Source organism: Tardiphaga sp. 709 (assembly GCF_032401055.1).
Taxonomy (GTDB): Bacteria; Pseudomonadota; Alphaproteobacteria; order Rhizobiales; family Xanthobacteraceae; genus Tardiphaga.
Map to the genome: position 1 here is coordinate 4,111,207 of NZ_CP135529.1, position 21,748 is coordinate 4,132,954.

Genomic DNA, 21,748 nt, shown 5'->3' on the forward strand with positions numbered 1-21,748 from the left:
GGTGAGATGAGGCGGGCTCTCCGTCTGTTAAGCTGGCGACAGCGCAAGAATCAAAGTCTACTGCTGTTCGCGATTCAAACGCGTACGTCGAGCGCTCACTGTTCTCGTCCATACCTCATGAAATTTCTTAGCTGCGGTCTTGTCGACATGCGGGCCGATCAATGTTGTCATGGCGAAAGTAACATCGTCGTAGTCTATCTCGCAGGTTTCGGCGCGCTGTTTGGGCAGGAGATCCTTTTCGACGATATCGGAAAACAGCTTCTTGTCTGCGCCGTAAGCGATGCATAAGACATTGAATGCTCGCTGGGCAGGCAGCGAATGTTCATCAGAGAATTTATCACGGGCAGATTCGGTCTCCAGGGGCGGAATGTCGGTTGCGCGATGGTAGGCCGCGCCGAGGATCATTCTGCGGGCCTCGTCTTTTCTCAGTCGAAGCATGATATATGCGGAGAACTGATCGGCTGCGTCTTCCTCCCGGCCAAGCACCGGGATTTGCAGCATGTCGAAAACCGCGTGTCCGGTTTCGTGCAGGAATACATCGAGCGCCGGACCCAGGATAGTATCGGCCTTGGAGACACCGGTAGGGAGATCTCGCGTCGTCGCACTCTTCAGAATCTCCGCCAGAAGTTCGTAGCACAGTGTCACGAATTTATTTTCGTACCATGCATCGGCTACGCCGTCACAACTCGCGACCTTGAGTGTGAGCGGATGGGGGAGGCGGAGTGGGCTTAGCAATTGCTGGAGGTGCTCCAGAGCTTGGCCCTGTTTCATTTGATCGTAGATCGCCTGGTGTGACGGATCGTTTGGCTGAGCATATTCGTATTTGATCTGGTTGGGCCTGGATCGGGGCGCCGCATCCACATTGCTGGTGGTCGCCGCAGCTGCGATTAACATCGCAGCCGCAATTGTGGTGCTTGCAGCGGGTTGGCGGTTGTCGATCTGGGGTGACATTCTGATCAACCAATCCAGGCGATGAAATTGAATCTGCTATTTCCGATCTCGATAGGATGCGCCGAACGCCGCACGGTAAATCGCCCAATAGACGATGCCGACAAAGCCGGCGCCTCCCACGATGTTGCCGAGCGTCACCGGTACGAGGTTGTGGATGATACCAGCCATGGTGATCGACGATACATCGACATTCGCCGGAGCGTGGCTGGTCTGGGTCATCAGCCACGCCAATGGCAGGAAATACATGTTTGCGACACAGTGCTCGAAGCCGGCCGCGATGAACGCGGAGACCGGCAACACAACGGCAACCATCTTGTCGGTGACCGATCTGCCCGCATAGGCAAGCCAGACGGCGGCGCATACGAGGACATTGCACAAAACGCCCTTGAAGAACAGCGTCACGAGATCGGGACGGATTTTGCCAACTGCTGTATTCAACACCGATAGACCGATGCGGCCATCATTCATCTCGAGATGATGGGAGAAGAAGACCAGAACAATGAGGCCGAGCGCTCCAAAGAGATTTCCGAACCAGACGATGGTCCAGTTGCGCAGCATCGTTCGCGTGGACACCTTTCCACTGGCCCAGGCCATGACGATCAGGTTGTTGCCGGTAAACAGCTCGGCTCCTCCCACAAGGACGAGGGCCAGCCCCAGAGAGAAGACGAGTCCACCGACGACGCGTATGGTCGCGAAGCTGAGCGACGCATCGCTGGCGACGATCGTAAAGTAGAGCGCACCGAATCCGATCCCGGCGCCTGCCACGATTGCCAGCATGAAAGACGCCAGAAGCGGCAGGTTGGCCTTTTTTACGCCGACCTTTTCGACAGCTTCCTTGATCTCGGCCGGACTGTAAGCCTGCAGATTGAAAATCGGTGGCTGCGGCATGGACGCACCCTTAGCCGTTCCAATGCCTTGCTCTTGATGTCTCTTTGCGGGGCTATCCACCGGCGCCACTCGTCGCCAGAAGTCCGACGATCTGTGCCGCGATCACCTTCACGAGTGTCATGGACGGGAAGATCATCGCGTAGCCGATGTCCGGACGCTCGGTCGGTGCCATCTTCGTCGAATAGACCAGAATGGCGGGATTTCCGGTTGCGCCGGATGCCACGCCGACCAGGTCGTCGTAGGGAATCTTCATCACGTAGTGACCAACGAGCAGGACGATGAAGACCGTCGTCAGAAGCACGGCGACGCCGATAAACAGCATCGTGAACCCTGATTCGGACACCGTACGGACAAAAGGCTGTCCGGCATTCACGCCAACGGTGGCAAGAAATATGGCCAGGCCAAAGTTTCGAAGAACAATGTTAGCCGGCAACGGCATGGTCCAAAGCATGGGTCCGGTGCGACGGAGCTTGCCGAGAATGAGCGCAACGATCAGAGGTCCCCCGCCGATGCCGAGCGTCACAACACCCACGCCTGGGATCGGAATGGGGATTAAACCGAGAAGGACGCCCATGACCATGCCGAGACCGAGCGAAACATAACTGAACTCTGCAGCCGCCTTGACGCTATCGCCGAAGTGCTTTCGAATCTCTTCCTTTTTTTCGGGCGGCGTCAGGACGCCGATACGGTCGCCGAATTCCAGCATGAGGTCGGGAGAGGGGACGAGGTCGGCATCGTAGCGCCGGACGTGCAGGATCTGCGCTGGGACGCCCGGCGGCATCGGCAGCTTCGAAAGCGGTACGCCGACAATGTTGCCCTTGCCTACGAACACGCGGATGTAATCCAGGTCGGCGCGGTCGCTCGCGAGCCGGCCCGGTTCGAGTCGGCCGATACGTTCAGCCGCCAATGCGATTTCCTCTTGCCGGTCAGCCACGACGAGTATGGCGTCTCCCGCATTCAGGACGGTACCGTCTGTCGGCACGACGTTACGGCCGTTCTGTCGGATCATGGTAATCTGCAGCTCGGCGAGCGATTCAGCAGCAAGGTCCTTGAGCTTCGCACCGGCAAAGTTCTCTCCGATCGTGATCTCGCCCATGTGGAAATTCTTGGTCTTGGCCGGGAACTTGGGCTTCACGAGCTGGGTCATGAAGTAAATGCAGAGAATCGGGCCGATGACCCCGAACGGATATGCGATCGAATAACCGATTGAGGGATCCTTGTTCTTCATGACGTCGAGCGCTGCCTGAAGCGTCGCGGTGCTCGTCATCGATCCCGCATAGAGGCCAAGCGTGTGTCCGATCTTGATGCCGAAGATGTGCCCCAGCACTAGCGCAACTGCGAGCCCTGCCAGGCAGGCGACCAGGGCCAGCAGATTGTACTTCTGCCCCACGCCAAACATGCCTTCGAAGAACTGGCGGCCGTAAAGGATGCCGATGCCGTACAGAAACATGATGAGGCCGGTGAGGCCGATGGGGCCGATGATCTGGGCCTTGGGTGCGAACGCGCCGATCGCAAGACCGACGAACAGGACCGCGCCGACCCCGAGCGAAAAGCCGAAGATGCTGATCTGCCCGACGAGGTAGCCCAGTCCAATCGCGAGAAATGCCGTCAAGATCGGCTGGCTTCCGATGATATCGCGCGCAAGATCCAACATACTTCAGAACTCCTCGAATCCGTCGAATAGTCGGTTGATCAGCGTGCCTGACACCCCGCGGCCCGGAACTGTCCGAGCACCCGGTTCACCAGCTCCCGGCTGGGTGGCTGCGTATCAGCAAGCTTGTATTCAAGACCCATCGCCTTCCACTTGAACTCGCCCATCTGGTGGAAAGGCTGCACTTCCACCCACTCGACGTTCTTCATCGGTGCGACAAATTTTGCGATTCCGTCGACATTAGGCGGATCGTCAGTCTCGCCCGGGACAAGCGTGAACCGAACCCAGACCGGCTTCGACATCGAAGCGAGGCGCTCGGCGAAACGAAGCGTTGGCGTGATGTCGCGGCCAGTGACGCGGCGATAGATCTCGGGATCTGAACTCTTGATGTCGAGAAGAACGAGGTCGATCTCCGACAGATAGGCGTCGTCCACGCGATCACCCAGAAATCCTGAGGTCTGAATCGCGGTGTGCAGACCCATCTTCCTGGCGCCCGCGAATATTCGCTGGGTGAATGCACGCTGCACCATTGCCTCGCCCCCCGAAATGGTTAGCCCGCCACCGAGGGCCCGAAGAGAGGGCGCGAAATCGGCGAGACGGCGGAGCACCTGATCGGCCGAGACGTAGGTGCCGTCCTTGAGGTGCCAGGTATCCGGATTATGACAATAGGTGCACCGCAGAAGGCACCCCGAGACGAACAGCACGACGCGCAAGCCGGGACCGTCATAACGGGAGGACGTCTCATAGGAATGGCAATATCCGAACGCGCCTTCCTGGTCCTTAATCTGGTCGTCGTCGGGCGCGTCGGGCGAAAGTCCGACCCGGAGGTCATGACGACTTCCGGGCTCCAGTGTCTGCACCGTCGACATGGTGCACCTCTCTCAGATCTGGCCGTGGAAGGTACGGCTGATCACATCACGCTGCTGCTCCGGCGTCAGCCGGACGAAATTCACGGCGTAACCCGAAACCCGGATCGTGAGTTGCGGATACTTGTCCGGGTTCTTCATCGCGTCCTCAAGCGTCTCCCTGTCGATCACGTTCAGGTTCATGTGGAAACCGCCGCGATCGAAATAGACATCGAAGGCCTTGACCGCTTCATCCACGAGTTGATCATCCGACAGATGAGCCTTCTGGGGAGCGACCGAAACCGTGTAGCTGATGCCGTCCTGCGCATCCTTGTAGGGAAGTTTTGCGACCGAGAGGCAGGAGGCGAGCCAGCCATGGCTATCGCGTCCGTGCATTGGATTGGCTCCAGGCCCGAACGGCTCTCCCTTTCGCCGCCCGTCAGGGGTGTTTCCCGTGGCCTTGCCGTAGACGACGTTGGAGGTGATCGTGAGCACGCTCTGGGTATGCGTTGCGTTCCGGTAGGTCGGATGCTTGCGGATCTTCTCCATAAAGCTGGTCACGAGGGCTGATGCGATTTGATCGACCCGGTCGTCGTTATTGCCAAACTGTGGCGTCGACTTGTTGCCCTCGTTCTGGAAATCGACGATAAGTCCTGTTGCGTCCCGCGTAACGCGGATCTTTCCGTATTTGATAGCGCTGAGGCTATCGGCAACCACCGAAAGACCTGCGATCCCGAACGCCATCGTGCGCAGGATATCGCGGTCATGGAGCGCCATCTCCAGACGCTCATAGAAATACTTGTCGTGCATGTAGTGGATGCAATTCATCGCATGGACATAGATCTTGGCGAGCCACTCCATCGTGGTATCGAACTTGGCCATGACGTCGTCGAAATCGAGGAATTCACCCGCAACCGGCTGAGAGAGAGGGGCAACCTGCTCGCCAGATACTTCGTCCCGGCCGCCGTTGATGGCGTAAAGCAGCGCCTTCGCCAGGTTGACGCGCGCGCCGAAGAACTGCATCTGCTTTCCAAGGCGCATCGCCGAAACACAACAGGCAATCCCGTAGTCATCTCCCCAGAAGGGCCGCATCAGATCGTCATTTTCGTACTGAAGCGAGGATGTGTCCTTGCTCACCTTCACGCAATATCGCTTGAAGGGCTTCGGCATTTTGGTCGACCAAAGCACTGTGATGTTTGGTTCGGGCGCCGGGCCGAGATTGTAAAGCGTATGCAGCATCCGATAGCTGCTTCGGGTCACCAGTGCCCGGCCATCCAGATCCATTCCGCCAACACATTCGGTCGCCCAATAGGGGTCGCCGCTGAACAGTGCATCGTAATCAGGAGTGCGGAGGAAGCGCACGATGCGGAGTTTTTGGACAAGCTGGTCCCAAAGCTCTTGCGCGTGGGCTTCGTCCAGAATGCCGGCTTTCAGGTCCCGTTCGATATAAATATCAAGGAAGCTCGATATACGGCCAATCGACATCGCGGCGCCGTTGGCTTCCTTGATGGCACCCAGATAGGCAAAATAAGTCCACTGAAATGCTTCCTGGGCGGTTGCTGCGGGCTTGGATATATCGTGACCATAGAGCTTCGCCATGGATGCAAGATCGGTCAACGCGCGCATCTGCTCCGACAGTTCTTCACGCATCCGGATAATTTCATCGGTGGGCCACATATCGTTGATCTGCGCGCGCTCGGCCCGCTTCGCCTCAAGGAGGCGGTCGGTTCCGTACAGGGCCACTCGGCGATAGTCACCGATAATGCGGCCACGCCCGTAAGAGTCGGGCAGGCCGGTGACGATCCCCGATCGGCGGCAGTTCATGATCTCGGGTGTGTAGACGTCGAACACGCCGTCATTGTGCGATTTGCGATATTTCGTGAATGCTTCGTGCACGCGCGCGTCAGGTCTAAAGCCCGCAGCTTCCAAGCCGTTCTCGACCATCCTGAGGCCGCCGAACGGAAAGATCGCGCGCTTGAAGGGTTGATCTGTCTGCAGGCCGACGACAACTTCGTTGTCCTTGTCGATATAACCCGCACTATGTGCAAGCATGGTTGAAGGGGAGGCGGCATCGACCGCAAGCACGCCCTTCTTTCTCTCATCCGCGAAGTAGGGCTGCAACTTCGCCCAGACGGCCTTTGTGCGCTGTGAGGGTCCTGCGAGGAAGTCCTCGTTGCCGGTATAAGGCGTGACGTTCCGGGCAATGAAATCGCGGACGTTGATCGAGGTTTGCCAGTCTCCTGACCGAAACCCCTTCCAGCAATCCCCGGTGTCGGCTTCCTTTCTGAGAGCGGCACTTGCTTTCATGATACGTCTCCGTCCGATGCATTCTCGATTGGTGGTGGGCCCGATGGAGCCAATCCATACGAGCAACGGTGACGTATGTTGGTCTAGTCAAGGTGATGATGTTTGATCTGGATCAAGCTGATGCAGACTTCGCTGCATCGGCACACGTCGTGCCAGTCAACGCTGATCCCGATCCGATCTATCGTTTTTCTGACAACGCCCTTTGTTTGCCGCGCGCGGAGGCGGGACCTGTGATGCGGGCGGCGTTATTCTCGGGACGCGCGTTCGACCAACCCGTCATTCTCGCTTCGCAGCGAACATTGTGCGCTGCGTGTGCAGCCTAACGGGCGTCGCAGGTAAAGATTACCATCCGTAATAACTGCGCCTGTAACGTGGATAATAGCCACCGTACCCGTAGGGCGCGCAGTAGTCAGAAGCATAGCCACCATATGCGTAGCTGCTGGCATAGGGGTATCCACCGCCGTAATATGGATATGCGTTGCCGTAATAGGCTGACCGCGCGATTGCGCCGCCGACGGCTGCGCCGGCAGCAGCGGCACCCCAACCCCGGTATCCTCGATAACCCCAGCCGCGATAGCCGCCCCAACCTCGGTACCCCCCGCCACCGTACCAGCGGCCATAGCGCACCTGTAGCACGGAGGTGTCCAGCCCGGTCTTCATCGCAGTAACATTGGTTGGCAGTGGTGCGGCTTCGGCAGTTGAGGCAGCGATACCGATGATGGTAGTGGCAGATGCGGCAACGATCGTTGCCTTGATGAAGTTCATGACGTTTTCCTCATGGTTGAGACGGAACGAATCGAGCGGAGCGATGCTGCATCTTTCGTTGCAAGGCAGCTCAAGGGCATAGCGATGCAATGGTTCCTGCGCTCAAGAGCAGGACCTTGACCTAGATCAACGTAGCCACTTCTGACCGGTCACTATTGGGCTGAGGAGGCGCGAGCGGGTAGACTTCAACTGGATCGTTGTAGTTGCTATCTCGCCAGCGCAGATCTGTACGGATCTCTCGGTCGCGAGCCAATTGGCGGTTGGCTGGCGTGTACTGCCGTTCGAATGTAACGGTCGTTACAACGACTGTTTGCGCTGCGTGCCGACCATTGCGCGTCCGTCTAGCCCGACGGACTTGTCGGATGGCATAGACCATTCGCAGCTGTGTGAACTGAGAAAGGGTTCAAGATGGCTGAAACAGGTAAGCTCTCCGTAGAAAAAGCCTTGAAGAAATTGCGTGAAAGCGACGCGAAAGCGGACAGCATATCGCGCGACGAGAAGATCGATGCGCTGAACGAAGAAATAAAACGCATGAGAGCTCAGCGTCTGCGACTGGATAGGAATCCCCCCAAGCGCGACTAGGAGCCTCAGATAAGGCGTCCAGAATCTTCAGCGCGGGAGTTTCGCAATGGTTTCGAGCGACGCGAGTTTGACGGACGCCTATCTGCGAACACCTCGGGCCGCGGCTCTTGCCGGCATAGTTTTCTCCATTCTCCTGTTCGCTGTTTTCGGCCTCATGCGGCTCTCGGTCCCTCCCGATCCCTTTGAACGGGGGGCTTGGCTCGCGGGGGATACGAAGTATGTCACGCTTGCCATGCATCTCGTGCCGTTCGCCGGGGTCGCCTTTCTCTGGTTCGTGGGAGTGCTTCGCGATCGACTTGGGGCGCGGGAGGATCGGTTTTTTGCGACGGTGTTCTTGGGAAGTGGCTTTCTGATGCTGGCCATGCTCTTCGCCGCCGCCGCCGTCGTTGGCGCGATCATTGTTGCGTTTCATGCGGCGCCCGAATTGCTGATCCACTCCGGCACTTTTCACTTCGGCCGCGGCTTGGCCTACGGAATGGTCAACATCTACCTGGCGAAGACGGCGGCCGTCTTCATGATCACGACATCGACGATTGCCGTCTATACCCGGTTGACGCCCCGTTGGCTTGCATTCGGCGGATATGTCATCGCGGCCGTCCTTCTATTCGGGAGCGGCTATTTCGATGGGAGTTTACTTGCATTTCCGCTGTGGGTCTTGGTAGTCAGCGCATCCATCCTACGGGAGGGGTAGGTTGTTTCGACGTCGGCTTGCCGTGGGCAGAGCTAGGGTAGCGCAGGTACCAAATTCTCGCCGTGTCTACTCTTCTTGAGCAATTCTGGAGACGATGGGCGGGAAGCCATCACGACTATTTTTCTGATCAATGTGATCCGCGATGAGGTGGAGGACTGATTGGGAGGACACCGAAGGTAATACAAGCTACGAGGCCTCACCCTCCCTCCTTTCTTGCCAGTTAGCGCGCCAGCGTCCTGGGCCGTCACTGATATCAATCTAAAGCGGAGCATATCGATGTGGATCCTGATGTACGTCTTCTCCTATTCGGTCAGTCCGGCGGCTACGAATGACAGAGCGGAATGGAGGATTCTCCCAACGGTCGTGTTTCAGGAGTTCTCGAATGAGGAGCGATGCAAGGCGGCAAAAATCTCACTTGAGGCCAGCCTGAAAGAGGCGGGAGCAAAATTAAAAAGCGGCCTCGAGGATTTGAGGAGTATCGGTAAGGCTGACCCTTCGCAGATCATCATTGCCTTTAACGTGGAATGCCTTCCGAAATAAACGTGGCGGTCACAGCTCGGTTGCGGCTTTACTCCGGTATGCTCGGTCATTTAGGGCGGGTTGACGTGGACTGGCCGCTCCTGGCGCAAACGTGTGGATCGGCTGCAAGTGAGATATGCTTAGATGACGGAAGGTGCTGATACCCCGCCCAAGCAGGACCCGTTCCCTGGGCGGTCGGCATATTCCATGCCGAAGAAGAGCTTGCCAGGTTGCTGTTGCAGATATTCGTGCGTGTACACGCGTGTCGCGTGTACCGCCTTTCAATGGATTTACTAGAGAAATTCCAGGGGCAGCGACCCCGTGTAACACAAAAACCGCGGGATACGGTCCCTACATGGGGGGAGCAAGCCGCTCACCGAAAGTGCCCCGGCTGCCACGCCCAGCATTGCCACGTGACACTTGTGTCGTCTCCAACGGTTACTTCGGGAACACACGGGAGATCTCATGGGTAATGCGATTAGCGATCCACGCGCTGCCCTTCTTGAAAGGTCTCAGCAGTCTCGGCTTGTCGCCCTCATGATTGAGCGTGCGCATTATGACAGCGCGGGCGAGGCCACCGCCGAGGGCGCCGAGAAGATTGCCGAAGCGCCGTAGAACCTGACCTCGAACTTCGCTTCTTGTATCGAACATCATCGTTCCCGTTAGTTGCTAGAGGCAGCAGTACGTTCGTCCTGCGGACGAGGGAGGTTCGCGATCGCGGTTACGCGATGAATCTCCGGATCGAGCGTCTGCCAAGCCTGAACAAGGTCAACGTCGTAGTTTGAGTTGATGCGATCGGACCTGAACTTGGTCCCGGCAGATAGGGTGACCTTGCCGCTGTCACTGGCGATCACGACGACATCACTGAACCATGCCGCATACCGATCATTGCCAAGCTTCCTGCGGAGGCACGATACGACGGCGTCCGGTATCGGACAGGCGTGCTGCGCCATTTTCTCGCGCCGCTGAGCTTCGGCCGTGCCTTTGACCGGAATTTTCACTGAAGGTTCTATTGATGATTCAAATGAAGATTCTAGGCCGCTCTGTGCGAGGTAGTGAAGCCGGTTTGTGCGGCCTACTCTGCTTTAGAGGTACGCCGCTCACAGCGGCCTTCTGAGCTTGTTTTTGCTCAGCGATTTTAGGTAGGCCGCTTTGTGTGGCCTTCTCGCCTACAACATGGGGCATCATCAGCTGATAAACATATCCTTTTCGCCCCCGCGTCTTAAGCGATCAGCTTCGACGGATGAACCCGTCCGCCTCCAGACGCTTCAGGCTACGCTGCACTGTATCGGCCGACATCTCGCCTTCGTCCGCCAGACGTGCTTGTGACGGCCAGCAAACGCCATCTTGATCGGCACGATTACGGAGCATCAGCAAGCACAACTTGTCTATCGGCGACCTGACGCGCAGTTGGGTAGCCCAATTGGTCGCTTGCCAGCTCATGTGACGACCTCGCCGTCCGTATCTATCGCGAGAGCCGGCGCGGAACAGACGGGCAAAATCAGATCGGACAAAAATCGCCGACGCGTGGCGGAAGACACGGCTTGCCATGCCGCCCTCAAGGTCTGCAGTTCGCCGGCCTGCCGCGCAGCGTTGCGCATACCGTCCTTGATGCGCTGTCGCACCGCCGGGGCGGCCATTCGGGCTTTGGTCGCCACGCTGACTTCCGCTCGTTTAGCAGGGTCAGTCCAGCGAGCGCGGTTGGAGGCCGCGATTTTGGCGCGTGCTTCCGAGGTGTGATGCCGCCCACCCGCGTCCTTCATACCGGCACTCCCGGTGCAACAGGAGGGGTCGCGAAGTTTTGCTTTTGGCTTCTAACGCATTGATCTCGTTTGAGAGGTAAAGTACATGTTTTGCAGTTAAGTCCTTGACGTTCTTTAAAAACGTTGAGCTTCCCAAGCTGCATACGAGGGTTCGATTCCCTCCGTCCGCTCCAGCCCCTTCATTCATTCCAGATGATCGGTGCCGCATGGCGATTGAACGGTTTGGCATTCCCGCCGTTCTTCAAAGGCGCCCGTTGCTGTTCGCACAACACAAGGTTCTTGAATGACGTTTCCCCTCTCAGCTGCAACCGCGGGCAATGTCCCCGGCGTTGTCGCTTCCAGCGTCTATGCCAGCGGCCGCCGTGTTGCCGATATCCCCGTCGAGGAGGCGGGCGTCTGGGCGCAGAAGCCGGGCCATGTCGTCTGGATCGGACTGTTTGAACCGTCCCTCGAACTGCTCGAAAAACTGCGCGCGCAATTCGATCTGCATCCGCTCGCCATCGAGGACGCGCTGAAGTCGCATCAGCATCCCAAGGTCGAGCAATTTGGCGAGGCGCTGTTCATCGTGGCGCGCACCGCCCAACTGGTCGATCGGGCTGTTGCCTTCGGTGAGACGCATATCTTTCTGGGCAAGGGTTACGTCGTGTCCGTGCGCCATGGCGCCTCGACATCCTATGCCGCGGTCCGCGAGCGGTGTGAGGCCTGTCCGGCCAACCTGACGGGCGGCGAAGACTACATCCTCTACGCAATTCTCGATTTTATCGTCGATAACTATCGTCCTGTCATCGAATCCATCCTGTCCGAGATCGACGAGCTCGAGGATGGTGTTCTGCACCGCATGCTGACGCGGGCCGAATTCGAGCGGCTCTACAAACTGCGCCGTGAGCTGCTGCGGCTGCGTCGCGCGGTCGGGCCGCTGGTCGATGTCTGTCATCGACTCGAACATATCGATATTTTGTTCATCGACGACGAAATGAAGCCGCTGTTTCGCGATGTGCTGGATCACGTCAAACGCGCGGAAGAAGATATCGACTCGCTGCGCGAAGTGTTGGCCTTTGCTTTTGAAGCCAGCTTGATGTCAGGGCAGTCGCAGCAGACCGAAATTACCCGCAGGCTTGCGGCCTGGGCGGCGATCCTGGCGGTGCCGACGGCTATTGCCGGAATCTACGGCATGAATTTCGAACATATGCCGGAGCTGAAATGGGCTTACGGCTATTACATTGTGCTGGGTGGCATCGCCGCGATTTGCGGTTACCTGTATACCCGCTTCAAGCGCAACGGATGGCTGTGATCGACGAGACGATCACCCCACCGCCTTCGTCGCTGCGCGGCCCGCGGTGCGCCCCGTGAACAGGCACCCGCCGAGAAACGTGCCTTCCAGCGAGCGGTAGCCGTGCATGCCGCCGCCGCCGAAGCCTGCGGCTTCGCCGACAGCATAGAGCCCTGGCATGATCTGCCCGTTGCTGCCGAATACGCGCGAGTCCAGGTCAGTCTCGAAGCCGCCCAGTGTCTTGCGCGTCAGGATGTTGAGCCGCACGGCGATCAGCGGGCCCTGTGCGGGATCGAGAATGCGATGCGGCTTCGCGGTGCGGATCAGGCGGTCGCCGATATATTTGCGCGCATTGTGGATGTTCATCACCTGCGCATCCTTGACGTAGGGATTGGCCATGGTGCGGTCACGCGCCTCGATCTGCGTGCGGATCTCATCGAGCTTCAGCAGATTGTCGCCGGTCAGCGCATTCATGGCGCTGACGAGGTCGTCGAGATTGTCGCGCACCACAAAGTCGATGCCGTGATCCTTGAAGGCTTCGACCGGCGCCGGCGCGCCCTTGTTGGTGGCGCGGCGCGCGGTCATCAGCCAGCTCTTGCCGGTGAGGTCGGGATTTTGCTCGGAGCCCGAGAGCGCAAACTCTTTCTTGATGATCGCCTGCGTCAGCACGAACCATGAATAATCATAGCCGGTGGACTGGATGTATTGCAGTTGGCCGAGCGTATCGGAGCCGGGAAACAGCGGCGCCGGCAGCCGTTTGCCGGTGGCGTCGAACCACATCGACGACGGGCCCGGCAGAATGCGGATGCCGTGTTTCGGCCAGATCGGATTCCAGTTCTCGATGCCCTCGACATAGTGCCACATGCGATCGCGATTGATCAGCCGCGCACCGGCGGCTTCCGTGATACCCATCATGCGACCGTCCACATGGGCGGGCACGCCGGAGATCATGCGCCTCGGCGGTTCGCCGAGGCGCTCCGGCCAGTTCTGCCGCACCAGATCATGATTGCCTCCGATGCCGCCGGAGGCAACGATTACGGCTTGCGCGCGCAGTGAGAAGTCGCCGATCACGTTGCGCGAACTGCTTTCGCCGCGCTCGGTGTTGGATGGTTCGAGGATCGCGCCGCTGACGCCGTCGACAGTTCCGTTGGTGACGCTGAGCGTATCGACGCGGTGGCGGAACCTGAAACTCAGCAGGCCCTTCTTCTGCGCCTCGCGCGCACGCCGCTCGAACGGCTCCACGATGCCCGGTCCGGTGCCCCAGGTCACATGAAAGCGCGGAACCGAATTGCCGTGGCCCATCGCGTCGTAGCCGCCACGCTCGGCCCAGCCGACCACGGGAAACACGCGGTGACCCATGGCGCGCAGCCAGTCGCGTTTCTCGCTGGCGGCGAAAGCGACATAGGCTTCGGCCCAGCGCCGTGGCCACAGGTCCTCATCGCGATCGAAGCCGGCAGTGCCATGCCAGTCCTGCATCGCCAAGTTATAAGAGTCTTTGATGCCAAGTCGTCGTTGTTCCGGCGAGTCGACGAAGAACAAACCGCCGAACGACCAGAACGCCTGCCCGCCGAGATTCTGCTCGCCTTCCTGATCGACCACGACAACGCGCTTGCCGGCGTCGGCAATTTCCGTGGCCGCAACGAGGCCCGCGAGTCCGCCGCCGACGACGATGACATCCGCATCAACGGCCATACTGTTTCCCCCATCTTGTTAACGGAGATTGAAGTCGGCGCGGGAACTTTGGTCAACGGAAATTGCGCGCGAAGGGCGGCACTGTTTCAGATTGATACCGCAAGGGAACGAGGTGCATCCCGCGCGCAACACTCGATTTGAATCGCATTGGAAGCCTCATGCTCGTCTGGACAAAGCCACGATCTGGCAACACGCTGACCATGCCCTGCATCACCAGGGCGCTCAGATTCGGGATCGACAGGTTTTGGGGCTGGACATGAAGTTCGTTACGGGTTTGCTGGCGGCGGTCTTGCTGTTCGCGGGCGTCGGGGCAAGTCACGCGGTGGTTCGGATCGCGGATGATCGTGGCGGACGGATCGGAACCTATGTCGACAGGTATCAGGGATTGCGCACTTCCGGCGAAACCGTGATCATCGATGGCCTGTGCGCCTCAGCCTGCACGATCGTGCTCGGCGCGGTTCCGCGTGACCGGATCTGCGTCACCTCCAATGCCAATCTCGGCTTTCATGCGGCCTGGGACATGGGTGCCAATGGTCGCGCGGTGACCAATCCGGAAGCCACCCAGATGCTGTATTCGATGTATCCGACGCAGATTCGGCGCTGGATCTCCAAACGCGGCGGGCTGAAAACGCAGATGATCTTCCTGCGCGGTCGCCAGCTGATGGGCATGTACAAGCCCTGTTACATGGACGCCCACGCCTCCAGCGCGCGCTAGGTAGATCTGGTTTTATTCCATCAGCATGACGTGATGCCCTGCGGCGCCGGGAGCGCTTGCCCGCGCCGTCATCTCAGCCTATCTGGAACCAGGATGGCGGGCTCTTGAATGATCTCGGGCCTTGGCCGTTCCGAGATCGTCTGATGGTGCAGCCTTTATTGACGCCTAAGAGCACGATGCCCGCGTCCGAGCGGCCGTCACGGCTCGCGTCGGTTATTGTCGCATCGGCCGCGGCGTTCGCAGCGCTCCTTCTGGTGGGTGCAATCGGGCTCTGGGCACATTACGGCACGGCCGTGTTTTTCGAGATGATCAAGACCGGCATCGCCGCCTGCATGTGATCGGCTGCCAAAGGGCAATTCAGGGGACATTCCATGACTGATCGAACCACCCGGCCGCTGGTCATTATTGCTGCCTTCGCTGGCAGCCTCGCGGCGGGATTGCTGGTCGTGCTGTGGCTGACGGGCGGTTTCCGCAATGTCGCTGCGCCGGCCTCGATCGGCGGTCCGTTCCAGCTCACTGATCAGTCCGGCCAGGCCGTCACCGAGCAGAGCCTGAAGGGCAAGCCGACGCTGGTCTTCTTCGGCTTCACCCATTGCCCCGACATCTGCCCGACCTCGCTGTTCGAAATGTCGGAAGTGCTGCGCGCAATGGGCAAGGATGCCGATCGCATCAATACCTATTTCGTCTCGGTCGATCCCGAGCGCGATACGGCGGCGATCATGAAGGACTACCTGACGAGCTTCGATCCGCATCTGAAGGGATTGACCGGCACGCCCGATGCCGTGGCGAAGGTGATTTCCGGCTACCGCGTCTATGCCAAAAAGGTGCCGACCAAGGATGGCGACTATACGATGGATCACACCGCGCTGATCTATCTGATGGACAAGGACGGCAATTTCGTCGCGCCGTTCAATATCAAACGCAAGCCGGAAGAAGCGGCCACGGATCTCAAGCGCTATCTCTGAGTTCGCCCGCGGCTCGCTGCCATCGTCCCGGCCCGGTGCACGAGGCCGTGCTCGGTCTTTTCCCAGTGATGGCGCCGGGTCCAGAATTGCCACAGGGCGCGCCAGGTCGCAATCGAGAGACAGCCCCAATAAATCGGCGTTAGGGCCAGGATCCAGCCATCGCGTAGGCGGCCACGGCGCATCAGGCCGGTGAGGCCCAGGACGCAGGTCGCGATGAAGCCGCAGGCGATGGCCAGCACGTGCAGGGACGACAACCGGTCGCCAAACAGCAGGGTGCTATCGGTAAGCAGCAGGCAGGCGATAAGTTTGACGACCAGCACCGCAAAGGCCAGCGACGTCAGGATATTGCCGCCAAGGATGATGTTGAGTGCGAAGAATCCCCGCGCGCCGGCTTCGTCCCACAGTTTTCGGGGATCGCGCATATGCACGGCCCAGGTCTGCATCCAGCCCTTCATCCAGCGTGAGCGTTGTCGCAGCCACGCGCCGAACACGATCGGTGCTTCCTCAAGCGTGACCGATGGAATGGCCACCGAGCGATAGCCCAGTCGCGCCAGGCGGATCCCGAGGTCGGCATCTTCCGTGACGTTATAGGCATCCCAGCCGCCAATGCGGCGCAAGGTGTCCGTGCGGAAATGGTTGGAGGTGCCGCCAAGCGGCAGCGGCATGCCCAATGCGACAAGCCCAGGCAGGAAGACTGCAAACAGCCCGGCATATTCGACTGCCGCCATGCGCGACAGCAGGCTATGCGTCAGATTGTCGAAATGCAGCCCCGCCTGAACGCAGGCGACGTCGTCGTTGTGCTGACGAAACATGCCGAGCGCGGCGCGCAATTGGCCGGGGTCGGGATCGTCTTCGGCGTCGAACACCGTCAGAAAGCTGCCGCGCACGAAGGGAAGCGCAACATTCAGTGCCTTCGGCTTGGTCTTCGGACCCCTGGCCTGTGCGATCAGGACCTGAACCTGCGGTCCCGGCCGGGCTCTGGCGACGGCTGCGCGGGTCCGCAGATCGTCGGGCTCAAGCACCAGAATGATATCGAGTTTTTCAGAGGGATAGTCGAGCCTTTGCAGGGATCGCAACAGACCCGGAACGGACGCTTCCTCGCGATAGAGCGCGACGACCACCGAGTAGATTGGCAATTGGTCGTCGCGCAAAGGTGGAAACTGTTGCTCCGGCTGCGGCGGCACCAGCACGCAAGTCAGCCTGAGAAGTGAAAAGGCGAGAAACCAGATCGCCGCCAGGCCGCCGATCAGATCCATAGTCAGTGTCGGGTGCAGAAGCGCGAGAACCGCGCATATCAGCAGCAGAATCGCCGGCTGCAATCCTTTGCGCCAACCGATGATCGACTTGGCCGACATGGTAGGTTGCTTCTGCAGCAGGCCTTCGGCGGCGATATGCGAAAGCGCGTCGCCGGTTTGCTCGGTCAGATATTGATGCAGGTGACGCCGCGTCGTCAGCCGAATGCGCGCGATCAGTGATGGATATGTGGTGGAGAAACGCGTCAGGCGCCGTGCTGTAAAAGCACGCGGCGCGACGACCCAGTTGAGTGTGTCATCCTCCTGGAGGGGCAGGATGCCGAACTCCGCGATCCCCGGAAGGTCAGCATCCGCCAGGGAGCAGTGAGCGCGCCCGACTGTCGAGAGATCGTCGAAGCCGATGCCAAGGTGGCGGGCCAGATGCGCGACATACTTTTCCTCGCTGATAACGCCCCATCGGATCAGGATCTGATCGGCGCCCAGATTGAGCTCGCGGCTCCGTCGCTCCGCGGCGTGCAGAAGCGGGACCGGGAGTATGCCGCGCAGGCAGTCGAGTTCGCTGGCTGGTTCCGCGCGCCGGTCCGACCCGTCTCGCTCCGGCATGGGGAAGGAGGTCATCCTGCCGATCGGCAGAGGAGGAGAGCGTAGCGCGGCGGCCGGCTGGCGCGAAACGCGCGGCCGATGACCCCGGGAAGATTGCTGCACCCCCATGCAACGCCCTCACACCACAAACGCTACTCGCGTCTCGCGCCGGATGGTCTATAAGACCGCGATCCGGAAACACCCTATGCAACCACAGATGGTTAATTCCCGCAACCAAATACCGCTGATGAAGTGTCGCGCAACTGCGCTGACCCTTGGCGCTTTGCTGGCCGCATGGATGTCGCTGTTTTCGGCCGCACCGGCTTCGGCGCAGACGTCGGCTCCGGCTGTGAGCCAGCCCGGTCCGCAGGCCGTGCCGGGCTTCTGGGATCCGCGTCGCCGTCCGGATCGGCCGGACCTGTCGCGCATCACCGTGATCCGCTTCCTGACCGAGACCGACTATCCGCCGTTCAACTTCACCGGCCCTGACGGCAATCCGGCGGGCTTCAATGTCGATCTCGCGCGGCTTCTTTGTGAGGAGATCAAGGTCACCTGCACGGTGCAGATGCGCCGCTTCGAGACGCTGCTCGATGCCATCTCCAGCAACCGTGGCGATGCCATCATTGCTTCCATGGCTGTGACACCGCAGATCCGCGCCCGTGTCGATTTCACCGATCCCTATTACCGTGCACCGGCGCGCTTCGTGGCCCGCAAGAATGCCGTGATGCCGGAGATCCGCCCGGAATATCTCGAAGGCAAGAAGGTCGGCGTGATCGCGGGCTCGACCCACGAGGCCTATCTGAAGGCGATGTTCACCGACGCCGTGCTGGTGCCTTTTCCAAGCGACGATGCGCTACGCCAGGCGCTGAAACGCAGCGAGGTCGATTTCATCTTCGGTGATGCGATCTCGTTTGCCTTCTGGATCAACGGCAGCGATTCCGCCGATTGTTGCGCCTTCAGCGGCGGGCCCTTCATAGAAAGCCGCTTTTTCGGTGAGGGTATCGGCATCGCCGTCCGCAAAGGCAACGACACGCTGCGCCAGGCGCTGAACTGGGCCCTGTTCCGGGTCTGGGAGAAAGGCCGCTACACCGATTTGTGGCTGCGTTATTTCTCGGTCAGCCCGTTCTGAATTTTCTGATCCCGCGGTTTGGCATTTCGGTGCGGAGCCGCTAGGTTCCGCCGCCCGGAGGCCCAAAACACGATGTCCACGCCAGACCCCACCATGAGCCCGAGCGAGCTGCGCGCGCTCGCCGAGACTTCCAACGCCTGGCCGTTCGAGCAGGCGAAGGCGCTGGTGGCGCGTCTGAAGAAAACACCGAAAGAGGAAGTGCTGTTCGAGACCGGCTACGGTCCGTCGGGCCTGCCGCATATCGGCACCTTCGGGGAGGTCGCGCGCACGACCATGGTGCGCCATGCCTTCCGCGTGCTCACCGAGGACAAGATCAAGACCCGACTCATTGCCTTCTCCGACGACATGGACGGCCTGCGCAAGGTCCCGGACAACGTGCCGAACAAGGACATGCTGGCCGCGCATCTCGGCAAGCCACTGACGCGGGTGCCGGATCCGTTCTCGAACGAATATCCGTCCTTCGGCGCGGCCAACAATGCACGGCTGCGCGTCTTCCTGGATCAGTTCGGCTTCGATTACGAGTTCGCCTCGTCGACCGACTACTACACATCCGGCCGGTTCGACGCGACGCTGCTGAAGATGCTCGCGGTCTATGACAAGGTCATGGACATCATCCTGCCGACCCTGGGCCCGGATCGCCGCGCGACCTATTCGCCGTTCCTGCCGATCAGCAGGACAACGGGTGTGGTGCTGCAGGTACCGATGATTCGGCGCGACGTGGCTGCCGGCACCGTCACCTATGTCGATCCTGACACTAACGAAGAAGTCACGACGCCGGTCACCGGCGGCAATGTGAAGTGCCAGTGGAAGGCCGACTGGGCGATGCGCTGGGCGGCGCTCGGCATCGACTACGAAATGGCCGGCAAGGATCTCATCGACTCCGTGAAGCTGTCCGGCAAGATCTGCGCGGCACTCGGCGGCACGCCGCCGGAAGGCTTCAACTATGAGCTCTTCCTCGACGACAAGGGCGGCAAGATTTCGAAGTCGAAGGGCAACGGCCTGACCATCGACGAATGGCTGCGCTATGCCTCGCCGGAGTCATTGTCGCTGTTCATGTATCGCGAGCCGAAGGCGGCCAAGCGGCTGTTCTTCGACGTCATCCCGCGCAATGTCGACGAGTACCAGCAATTCGTCGAAGGCTATGCGAAGCAGGATCCCAAGCAGCGCCTGTCCAATCCGGCCTGGCACATCCATGCCGGCGATCCGCCGGTGGCGGACATGCCGGTCACGTTCCAGCTGCTGCTGACGCTGGTGTCGTCGTCGAATGCCGAGAATGCCGAAACCCTGTGGGGCTTCATCCGGCGTTATCGGCCGGGTGTCTCCGCAGCGACGCATTCGCGGCTCGACGCGATGGTCGGCTATGCCATCAACTACTATCGGGACTTCGTGGCGCCGACCAAGACGTTCCGCGAGCCCACTGATGTCGAACGCGTGGCGCTGCAGGATTTGCGGGATGCGCTGTCGCAACTGCCGACGGATGCCACGCCGGAAGACATCCAGAACGCGGTCTACGAGATCGGCCGCCGCGAGCCGTTCCTCGATCACAAGAAGCTCGCCAAGGACGGCCGGCCCGGCGTCTCGCTCGACTGGTTCAATATGCTGTACCAGGTGCTGCTCGGCCAGGAGAAGGGCCCGCGCTTCGGGTCCTTCGTCGCGGTCTATGGCGTGCAGAATGCGATCAATATGATCGACGGCGCGCTGGCGCGCTCGGCCTGAGGCTTACGCCCTGCGAAACGTCAAAGGCGCGCTTCCCGATGGAGCGCGCCTTTTTTTGATGCCTATTTCGGCGCTGCCGTCGCAGCCGCCGGCATGACAGGCTCCGGCATTGCCGACGAGTGGTGGTGCGCGATCAGCCATTTCTTGTCGCGGTAGACATAGACATAGCTGTAGCGGGCCTTGACGATTTGCGTATCGCTGGGGGACTTGCCGGACAGCGTAAAGGTGTAGGTGCCGACGTCGGATGCCATGTTGCAGCCGATCTTGACGGTGCGCGTGTCGATCTTGCCTTGCGGGTGTTTCTTCAGGAAATCCACGAAGTAGCTCTGGATCGACGCGCTGTCGGTGCGCGGCGTGTTGGACACCGTCGGCAGCAGCACCGCGTCGGAAGCGTAGTTGGCGGTGACTTTGGCGGGGTCGAGCGTCGCGAGCGAGGCATTCCAGCGGTCGAACAGCGCTTCGATCTGCTTCGTCGTGACGACCGCGCAGGTCATGGGCTTCGCATGTGCGAGAGAACCTGCGCTGACGAGGGCCAGTGCGATCGTGCCGGCAACGATTGTTTTGGTTTTCATGGCTCCACCGAAGGTTGCGAGTTCCGGATGAGAAACTCGCATAGATCATTCGGTGGCCGGACGCCAGTCCAGAGTGTGTTCGGTTACTGGCTCGCCCAGACGATGCGCGCGATCCAGGCGATGTCGGAGGCCGGAAAGCTGCGGTCGACATGGTTGGGATTGAGCGATTGCAATTCGATGATCTTGGTGGTTCGGCGCTTCAATTCCTTCGCCATCACCTCGCCGTCCTTGGTCTTGACCACGACGCGGTCGCCTTTGCGGATCTGCGCTTCCGGCGAGACGACGATGATGTCGCCGTCGCGATAAGCGGGCTTCATCGAGTCGCCAGAGATCTTCAGCGCATAGGCGTGCTCGTCGTTCACCGAAGGCAGGCCGACTTCATCCCAGCCCTTGCTACCGGCGGGAAAACCCGCGTCGTCGAAGTAACCGCCATGGCCGGCCTGTGCGAAGCCGAGTAGCGGTACCGACTGTACGATGCGCTTGGTGCCTTCGATCAGCGTGACGAAGCTGTCGATGGTCACGCCGGTCGCAGTCAGCGCCTTCGAGACCGATTCGGTCGACGGCCAGCGTTCGCGGCCGTCGTTGGTGATGCGCTTGGATTTGTTGAAAGTCGTGGCGTCGAGCCCCGCTTTCTTCGCAAGGCCGGAGGGTGACATGCCGTTGCGCTCTGCGAGGCGGTCGAGGGCGTTCCAGATCTGGGCGTGCGAGAGCATCATCGGTTTCGGTCCCTTGGCCCGGATTTCTGCGGGGCGGTGAATCGTGGCGAAATCTAGGAATTATTGCCGTGAATGCACGGATTTCGCAACAGGCATTTGAAAAAAATGTGCAGCCTTGAAGTGGAGGGGGGCGCCGATACGGTCGACTGTCGGCTCCAGCCATCGAATCCCGCGAC

At 60.0% G+C, this 21,748-nt stretch carries 24 protein-coding genes; 10 read left to right on the forward strand and 14 right to left on the reverse strand.

Features of this window, described 5'->3' with window-relative positions; genetic code table 11:
* Window positions 1–57 precede the first annotated feature (57 nt).
* Genes RSO67_RS20040 through pflB form a run of 5 tightly spaced genes read right to left on the reverse strand, consistent with a single transcriptional unit; the run spans window position 58 to window position 6,642 of the window.
* Window positions 58–951: a DUF4344 domain-containing metallopeptidase gene (locus tag RSO67_RS20040; protein ID WP_315840276.1), complete on the reverse strand. Its 894-nt coding sequence runs from the start codon at window positions 949–951 to the stop codon at window positions 58–60.
* A gap of 36 nt (window positions 952–987) precedes the next feature.
* Window positions 988–1,839 (reverse strand): formate/nitrite transporter family protein, encoded by an 852-nt coding sequence (locus RSO67_RS20045; RefSeq protein WP_315840277.1) that lies wholly within the window; start codon window positions 1,837–1,839, stop codon window positions 988–990.
* Between the two features lie 52 nt (window positions 1,840–1,891).
* Window positions 1,892–3,493 (reverse strand): aspartate:alanine exchanger family transporter, encoded by a 1,602-nt coding sequence (locus tag RSO67_RS20050; RefSeq protein ID WP_315840278.1) that lies wholly within the window; start codon window positions 3,491–3,493, stop codon window positions 1,892–1,894.
* Between the two features lie 38 nt (window positions 3,494–3,531).
* Window positions 3,532–4,359, reverse strand: a complete 828-nt coding sequence (gene pflA, locus RSO67_RS20055; RefSeq protein WP_315840279.1) for a pyruvate formate-lyase-activating protein — start codon at window positions 4,357–4,359, stop codon at window positions 3,532–3,534.
* Between the two features lie 12 nt (window positions 4,360–4,371).
* On the reverse strand, window positions 4,372–6,642 hold the full coding sequence (pflB, locus tag RSO67_RS20060; RefSeq protein WP_315840280.1) for a formate C-acetyltransferase: 2,271 nt from the start codon (window positions 6,640–6,642) through the stop codon (window positions 4,372–4,374).
* A gap of 68 nt (window positions 6,643–6,710) precedes the next feature.
* Here pflB and RSO67_RS20065 point away from each other — a divergent pair, with 68 nt between their 5' ends.
* On the forward strand, window positions 6,711–6,965 hold the full coding sequence (locus RSO67_RS20065; RefSeq protein WP_315840281.1) for a hypothetical protein: 255 nt from the start codon (window positions 6,711–6,713) through the stop codon (window positions 6,963–6,965).
* A gap of 19 nt (window positions 6,966–6,984) precedes the next feature.
* Here RSO67_RS20065 and RSO67_RS20070 read toward each other — a convergent pair whose 3' ends face one another.
* Window positions 6,985–7,407, reverse strand: a complete 423-nt coding sequence (locus tag RSO67_RS20070; protein WP_315840282.1) for a hypothetical protein — start codon at window positions 7,405–7,407, stop codon at window positions 6,985–6,987.
* A 408-nt stretch (window positions 7,408–7,815) separates the two neighbouring features.
* Between RSO67_RS20070 and RSO67_RS20075 the strand changes: the two genes are divergently transcribed.
* The 3 genes from RSO67_RS20075 (at window position 7,816) to RSO67_RS20085 (ending at window position 9,220) form a co-directional block, all read left to right on the forward strand.
* The gene (locus tag RSO67_RS20075; RefSeq protein WP_315840283.1) at window positions 7,816–7,989 is read left to right on the forward strand and encodes a hypothetical protein; all 174 of its coding nucleotides are present in this window, start codon (window positions 7,816–7,818) and stop codon (window positions 7,987–7,989) included.
* Window positions 7,990–8,035: 46 nt separating this feature from the next.
* Complete coding sequence (locus RSO67_RS20080) at window positions 8,036–8,680, forward strand: hypothetical protein (RefSeq protein ID WP_315840284.1); 645 nt, start codon at window positions 8,036–8,038, stop codon at window positions 8,678–8,680.
* 276 nt (window positions 8,681–8,956) lie between these two features.
* Window positions 8,957–9,220, forward strand: coding sequence for a hypothetical protein (locus RSO67_RS20085; RefSeq protein WP_315840285.1), 264 nt, complete (start codon window positions 8,957–8,959; stop codon window positions 9,218–9,220).
* A gap of 417 nt (window positions 9,221–9,637) precedes the next feature.
* Here the strand turns inward: RSO67_RS20085 and RSO67_RS20090 are convergent, their stop codons facing one another.
* From RSO67_RS20090 to RSO67_RS20100, 4 genes are all read right to left on the reverse strand, one after another.
* Window positions 9,638–9,850, reverse strand: a complete 213-nt coding sequence (locus tag RSO67_RS20090; protein WP_315840286.1) for a hypothetical protein — start codon at window positions 9,848–9,850, stop codon at window positions 9,638–9,640.
* A gap of 11 nt (window positions 9,851–9,861) precedes the next feature.
* A complete protein-coding gene (locus tag RSO67_RS20095) occupies window positions 9,862–10,200 on the reverse strand; it encodes a DnaA N-terminal domain-containing protein (protein ID WP_315840287.1) in 339 nt (112 codons plus the stop codon).
* Between the two features lie 229 nt (window positions 10,201–10,429).
* The gene (locus RSO67_RS30530; RefSeq protein ID WP_410001761.1) at window positions 10,430–10,750 is read right to left on the reverse strand and encodes a helix-turn-helix domain-containing protein; all 321 of its coding nucleotides are present in this window, start codon (window positions 10,748–10,750) and stop codon (window positions 10,430–10,432) included.
* Window positions 10,639–10,962 carry a hypothetical protein gene (locus RSO67_RS20100; protein ID WP_315840288.1) on the reverse strand — a complete coding sequence of 108 codons (324 nt, stop codon included), beginning with the start codon at window positions 10,960–10,962 and terminating at the stop codon, window positions 10,639–10,641. Before RSO67_RS20100 ends, RSO67_RS30530 begins: the two co-directional genes overlap by 112 nt.
* Window positions 10,963–11,245: 283 nt before the next feature.
* Here RSO67_RS20100 and corA point away from each other — a divergent pair, with 283 nt between their 5' ends.
* The gene (corA, locus tag RSO67_RS20105) at window positions 11,246–12,253 is read left to right on the forward strand and encodes a magnesium/cobalt transporter CorA (protein ID WP_315840289.1); all 1,008 of its coding nucleotides are present in this window, start codon (window positions 11,246–11,248) and stop codon (window positions 12,251–12,253) included.
* 12 nt (window positions 12,254–12,265) lie between these two features.
* On the opposite strand, the gene RSO67_RS20110 is transcribed toward corA, so the two are convergent.
* Window positions 12,266–13,924: an FAD-binding dehydrogenase gene (locus RSO67_RS20110; protein ID WP_315840290.1), complete on the reverse strand. Its 1,659-nt coding sequence runs from the start codon at window positions 13,922–13,924 to the stop codon at window positions 12,266–12,268.
* A 256-nt stretch (window positions 13,925–14,180) separates the two neighbouring features.
* On the opposite strand from RSO67_RS20110, the gene RSO67_RS20115 reads away from it, so the two are divergent.
* The 3 genes from RSO67_RS20115 (at window position 14,181) to RSO67_RS20125 (ending at window position 15,604) form a co-directional block, all read left to right on the forward strand.
* Window positions 14,181–14,639 (forward strand): hypothetical protein, encoded by a 459-nt coding sequence (locus RSO67_RS20115; protein WP_089266785.1) that lies wholly within the window; start codon window positions 14,181–14,183, stop codon window positions 14,637–14,639.
* A gap of 176 nt (window positions 14,640–14,815) precedes the next feature.
* Entirely contained in the window at window positions 14,816–14,977 is a 162-nt protein-coding gene (locus tag RSO67_RS20120; RefSeq protein ID WP_315840291.1) for a hypothetical protein, read from the forward strand.
* A gap of 33 nt (window positions 14,978–15,010) precedes the next feature.
* Window positions 15,011–15,604, forward strand: coding sequence for an SCO family protein (locus RSO67_RS20125; protein ID WP_315840292.1), 594 nt, complete (start codon window positions 15,011–15,013; stop codon window positions 15,602–15,604).
* On the opposite strand, the gene RSO67_RS20130 is transcribed toward RSO67_RS20125, so the two are convergent.
* Window positions 15,595–17,475: a glycosyltransferase gene (locus RSO67_RS20130; RefSeq protein WP_315840293.1), complete on the reverse strand. Its 1,881-nt coding sequence runs from the start codon at window positions 17,473–17,475 to the stop codon at window positions 15,595–15,597. The genes RSO67_RS20125 and RSO67_RS20130 overlap by 10 nt on opposite strands.
* A 211-nt stretch (window positions 17,476–17,686) precedes the next feature.
* Between RSO67_RS20130 and RSO67_RS20135 the strand changes: the two genes are divergently transcribed.
* Complete coding sequence (locus tag RSO67_RS20135; protein WP_410001762.1) at window positions 17,687–18,568, forward strand: transporter substrate-binding domain-containing protein; 882 nt, start codon at window positions 17,687–17,689, stop codon at window positions 18,566–18,568.
* A gap of 72 nt (window positions 18,569–18,640) precedes the next feature.
* Window positions 18,641–20,284: a lysine--tRNA ligase gene (locus RSO67_RS20140; RefSeq protein WP_315840295.1), complete on the forward strand. Its 1,644-nt coding sequence runs from the start codon at window positions 18,641–18,643 to the stop codon at window positions 20,282–20,284.
* Window positions 20,285–20,346: 62 nt separating this feature from the next.
* Here RSO67_RS20140 and RSO67_RS20145 read toward each other — a convergent pair whose 3' ends face one another.
* Window positions 20,347–20,856: an SgcJ/EcaC family oxidoreductase gene (locus tag RSO67_RS20145; RefSeq protein WP_315840296.1), complete on the reverse strand. Its 510-nt coding sequence runs from the start codon at window positions 20,854–20,856 to the stop codon at window positions 20,347–20,349.
* A gap of 83 nt (window positions 20,857–20,939) precedes the next feature.
* Window positions 20,940–21,569, reverse strand: coding sequence for a helix-turn-helix transcriptional regulator (locus RSO67_RS20150; protein WP_068737960.1), 630 nt, complete (start codon window positions 21,567–21,569; stop codon window positions 20,940–20,942).
* Window positions 21,570–21,748: the final 179 nt, after the last annotated feature.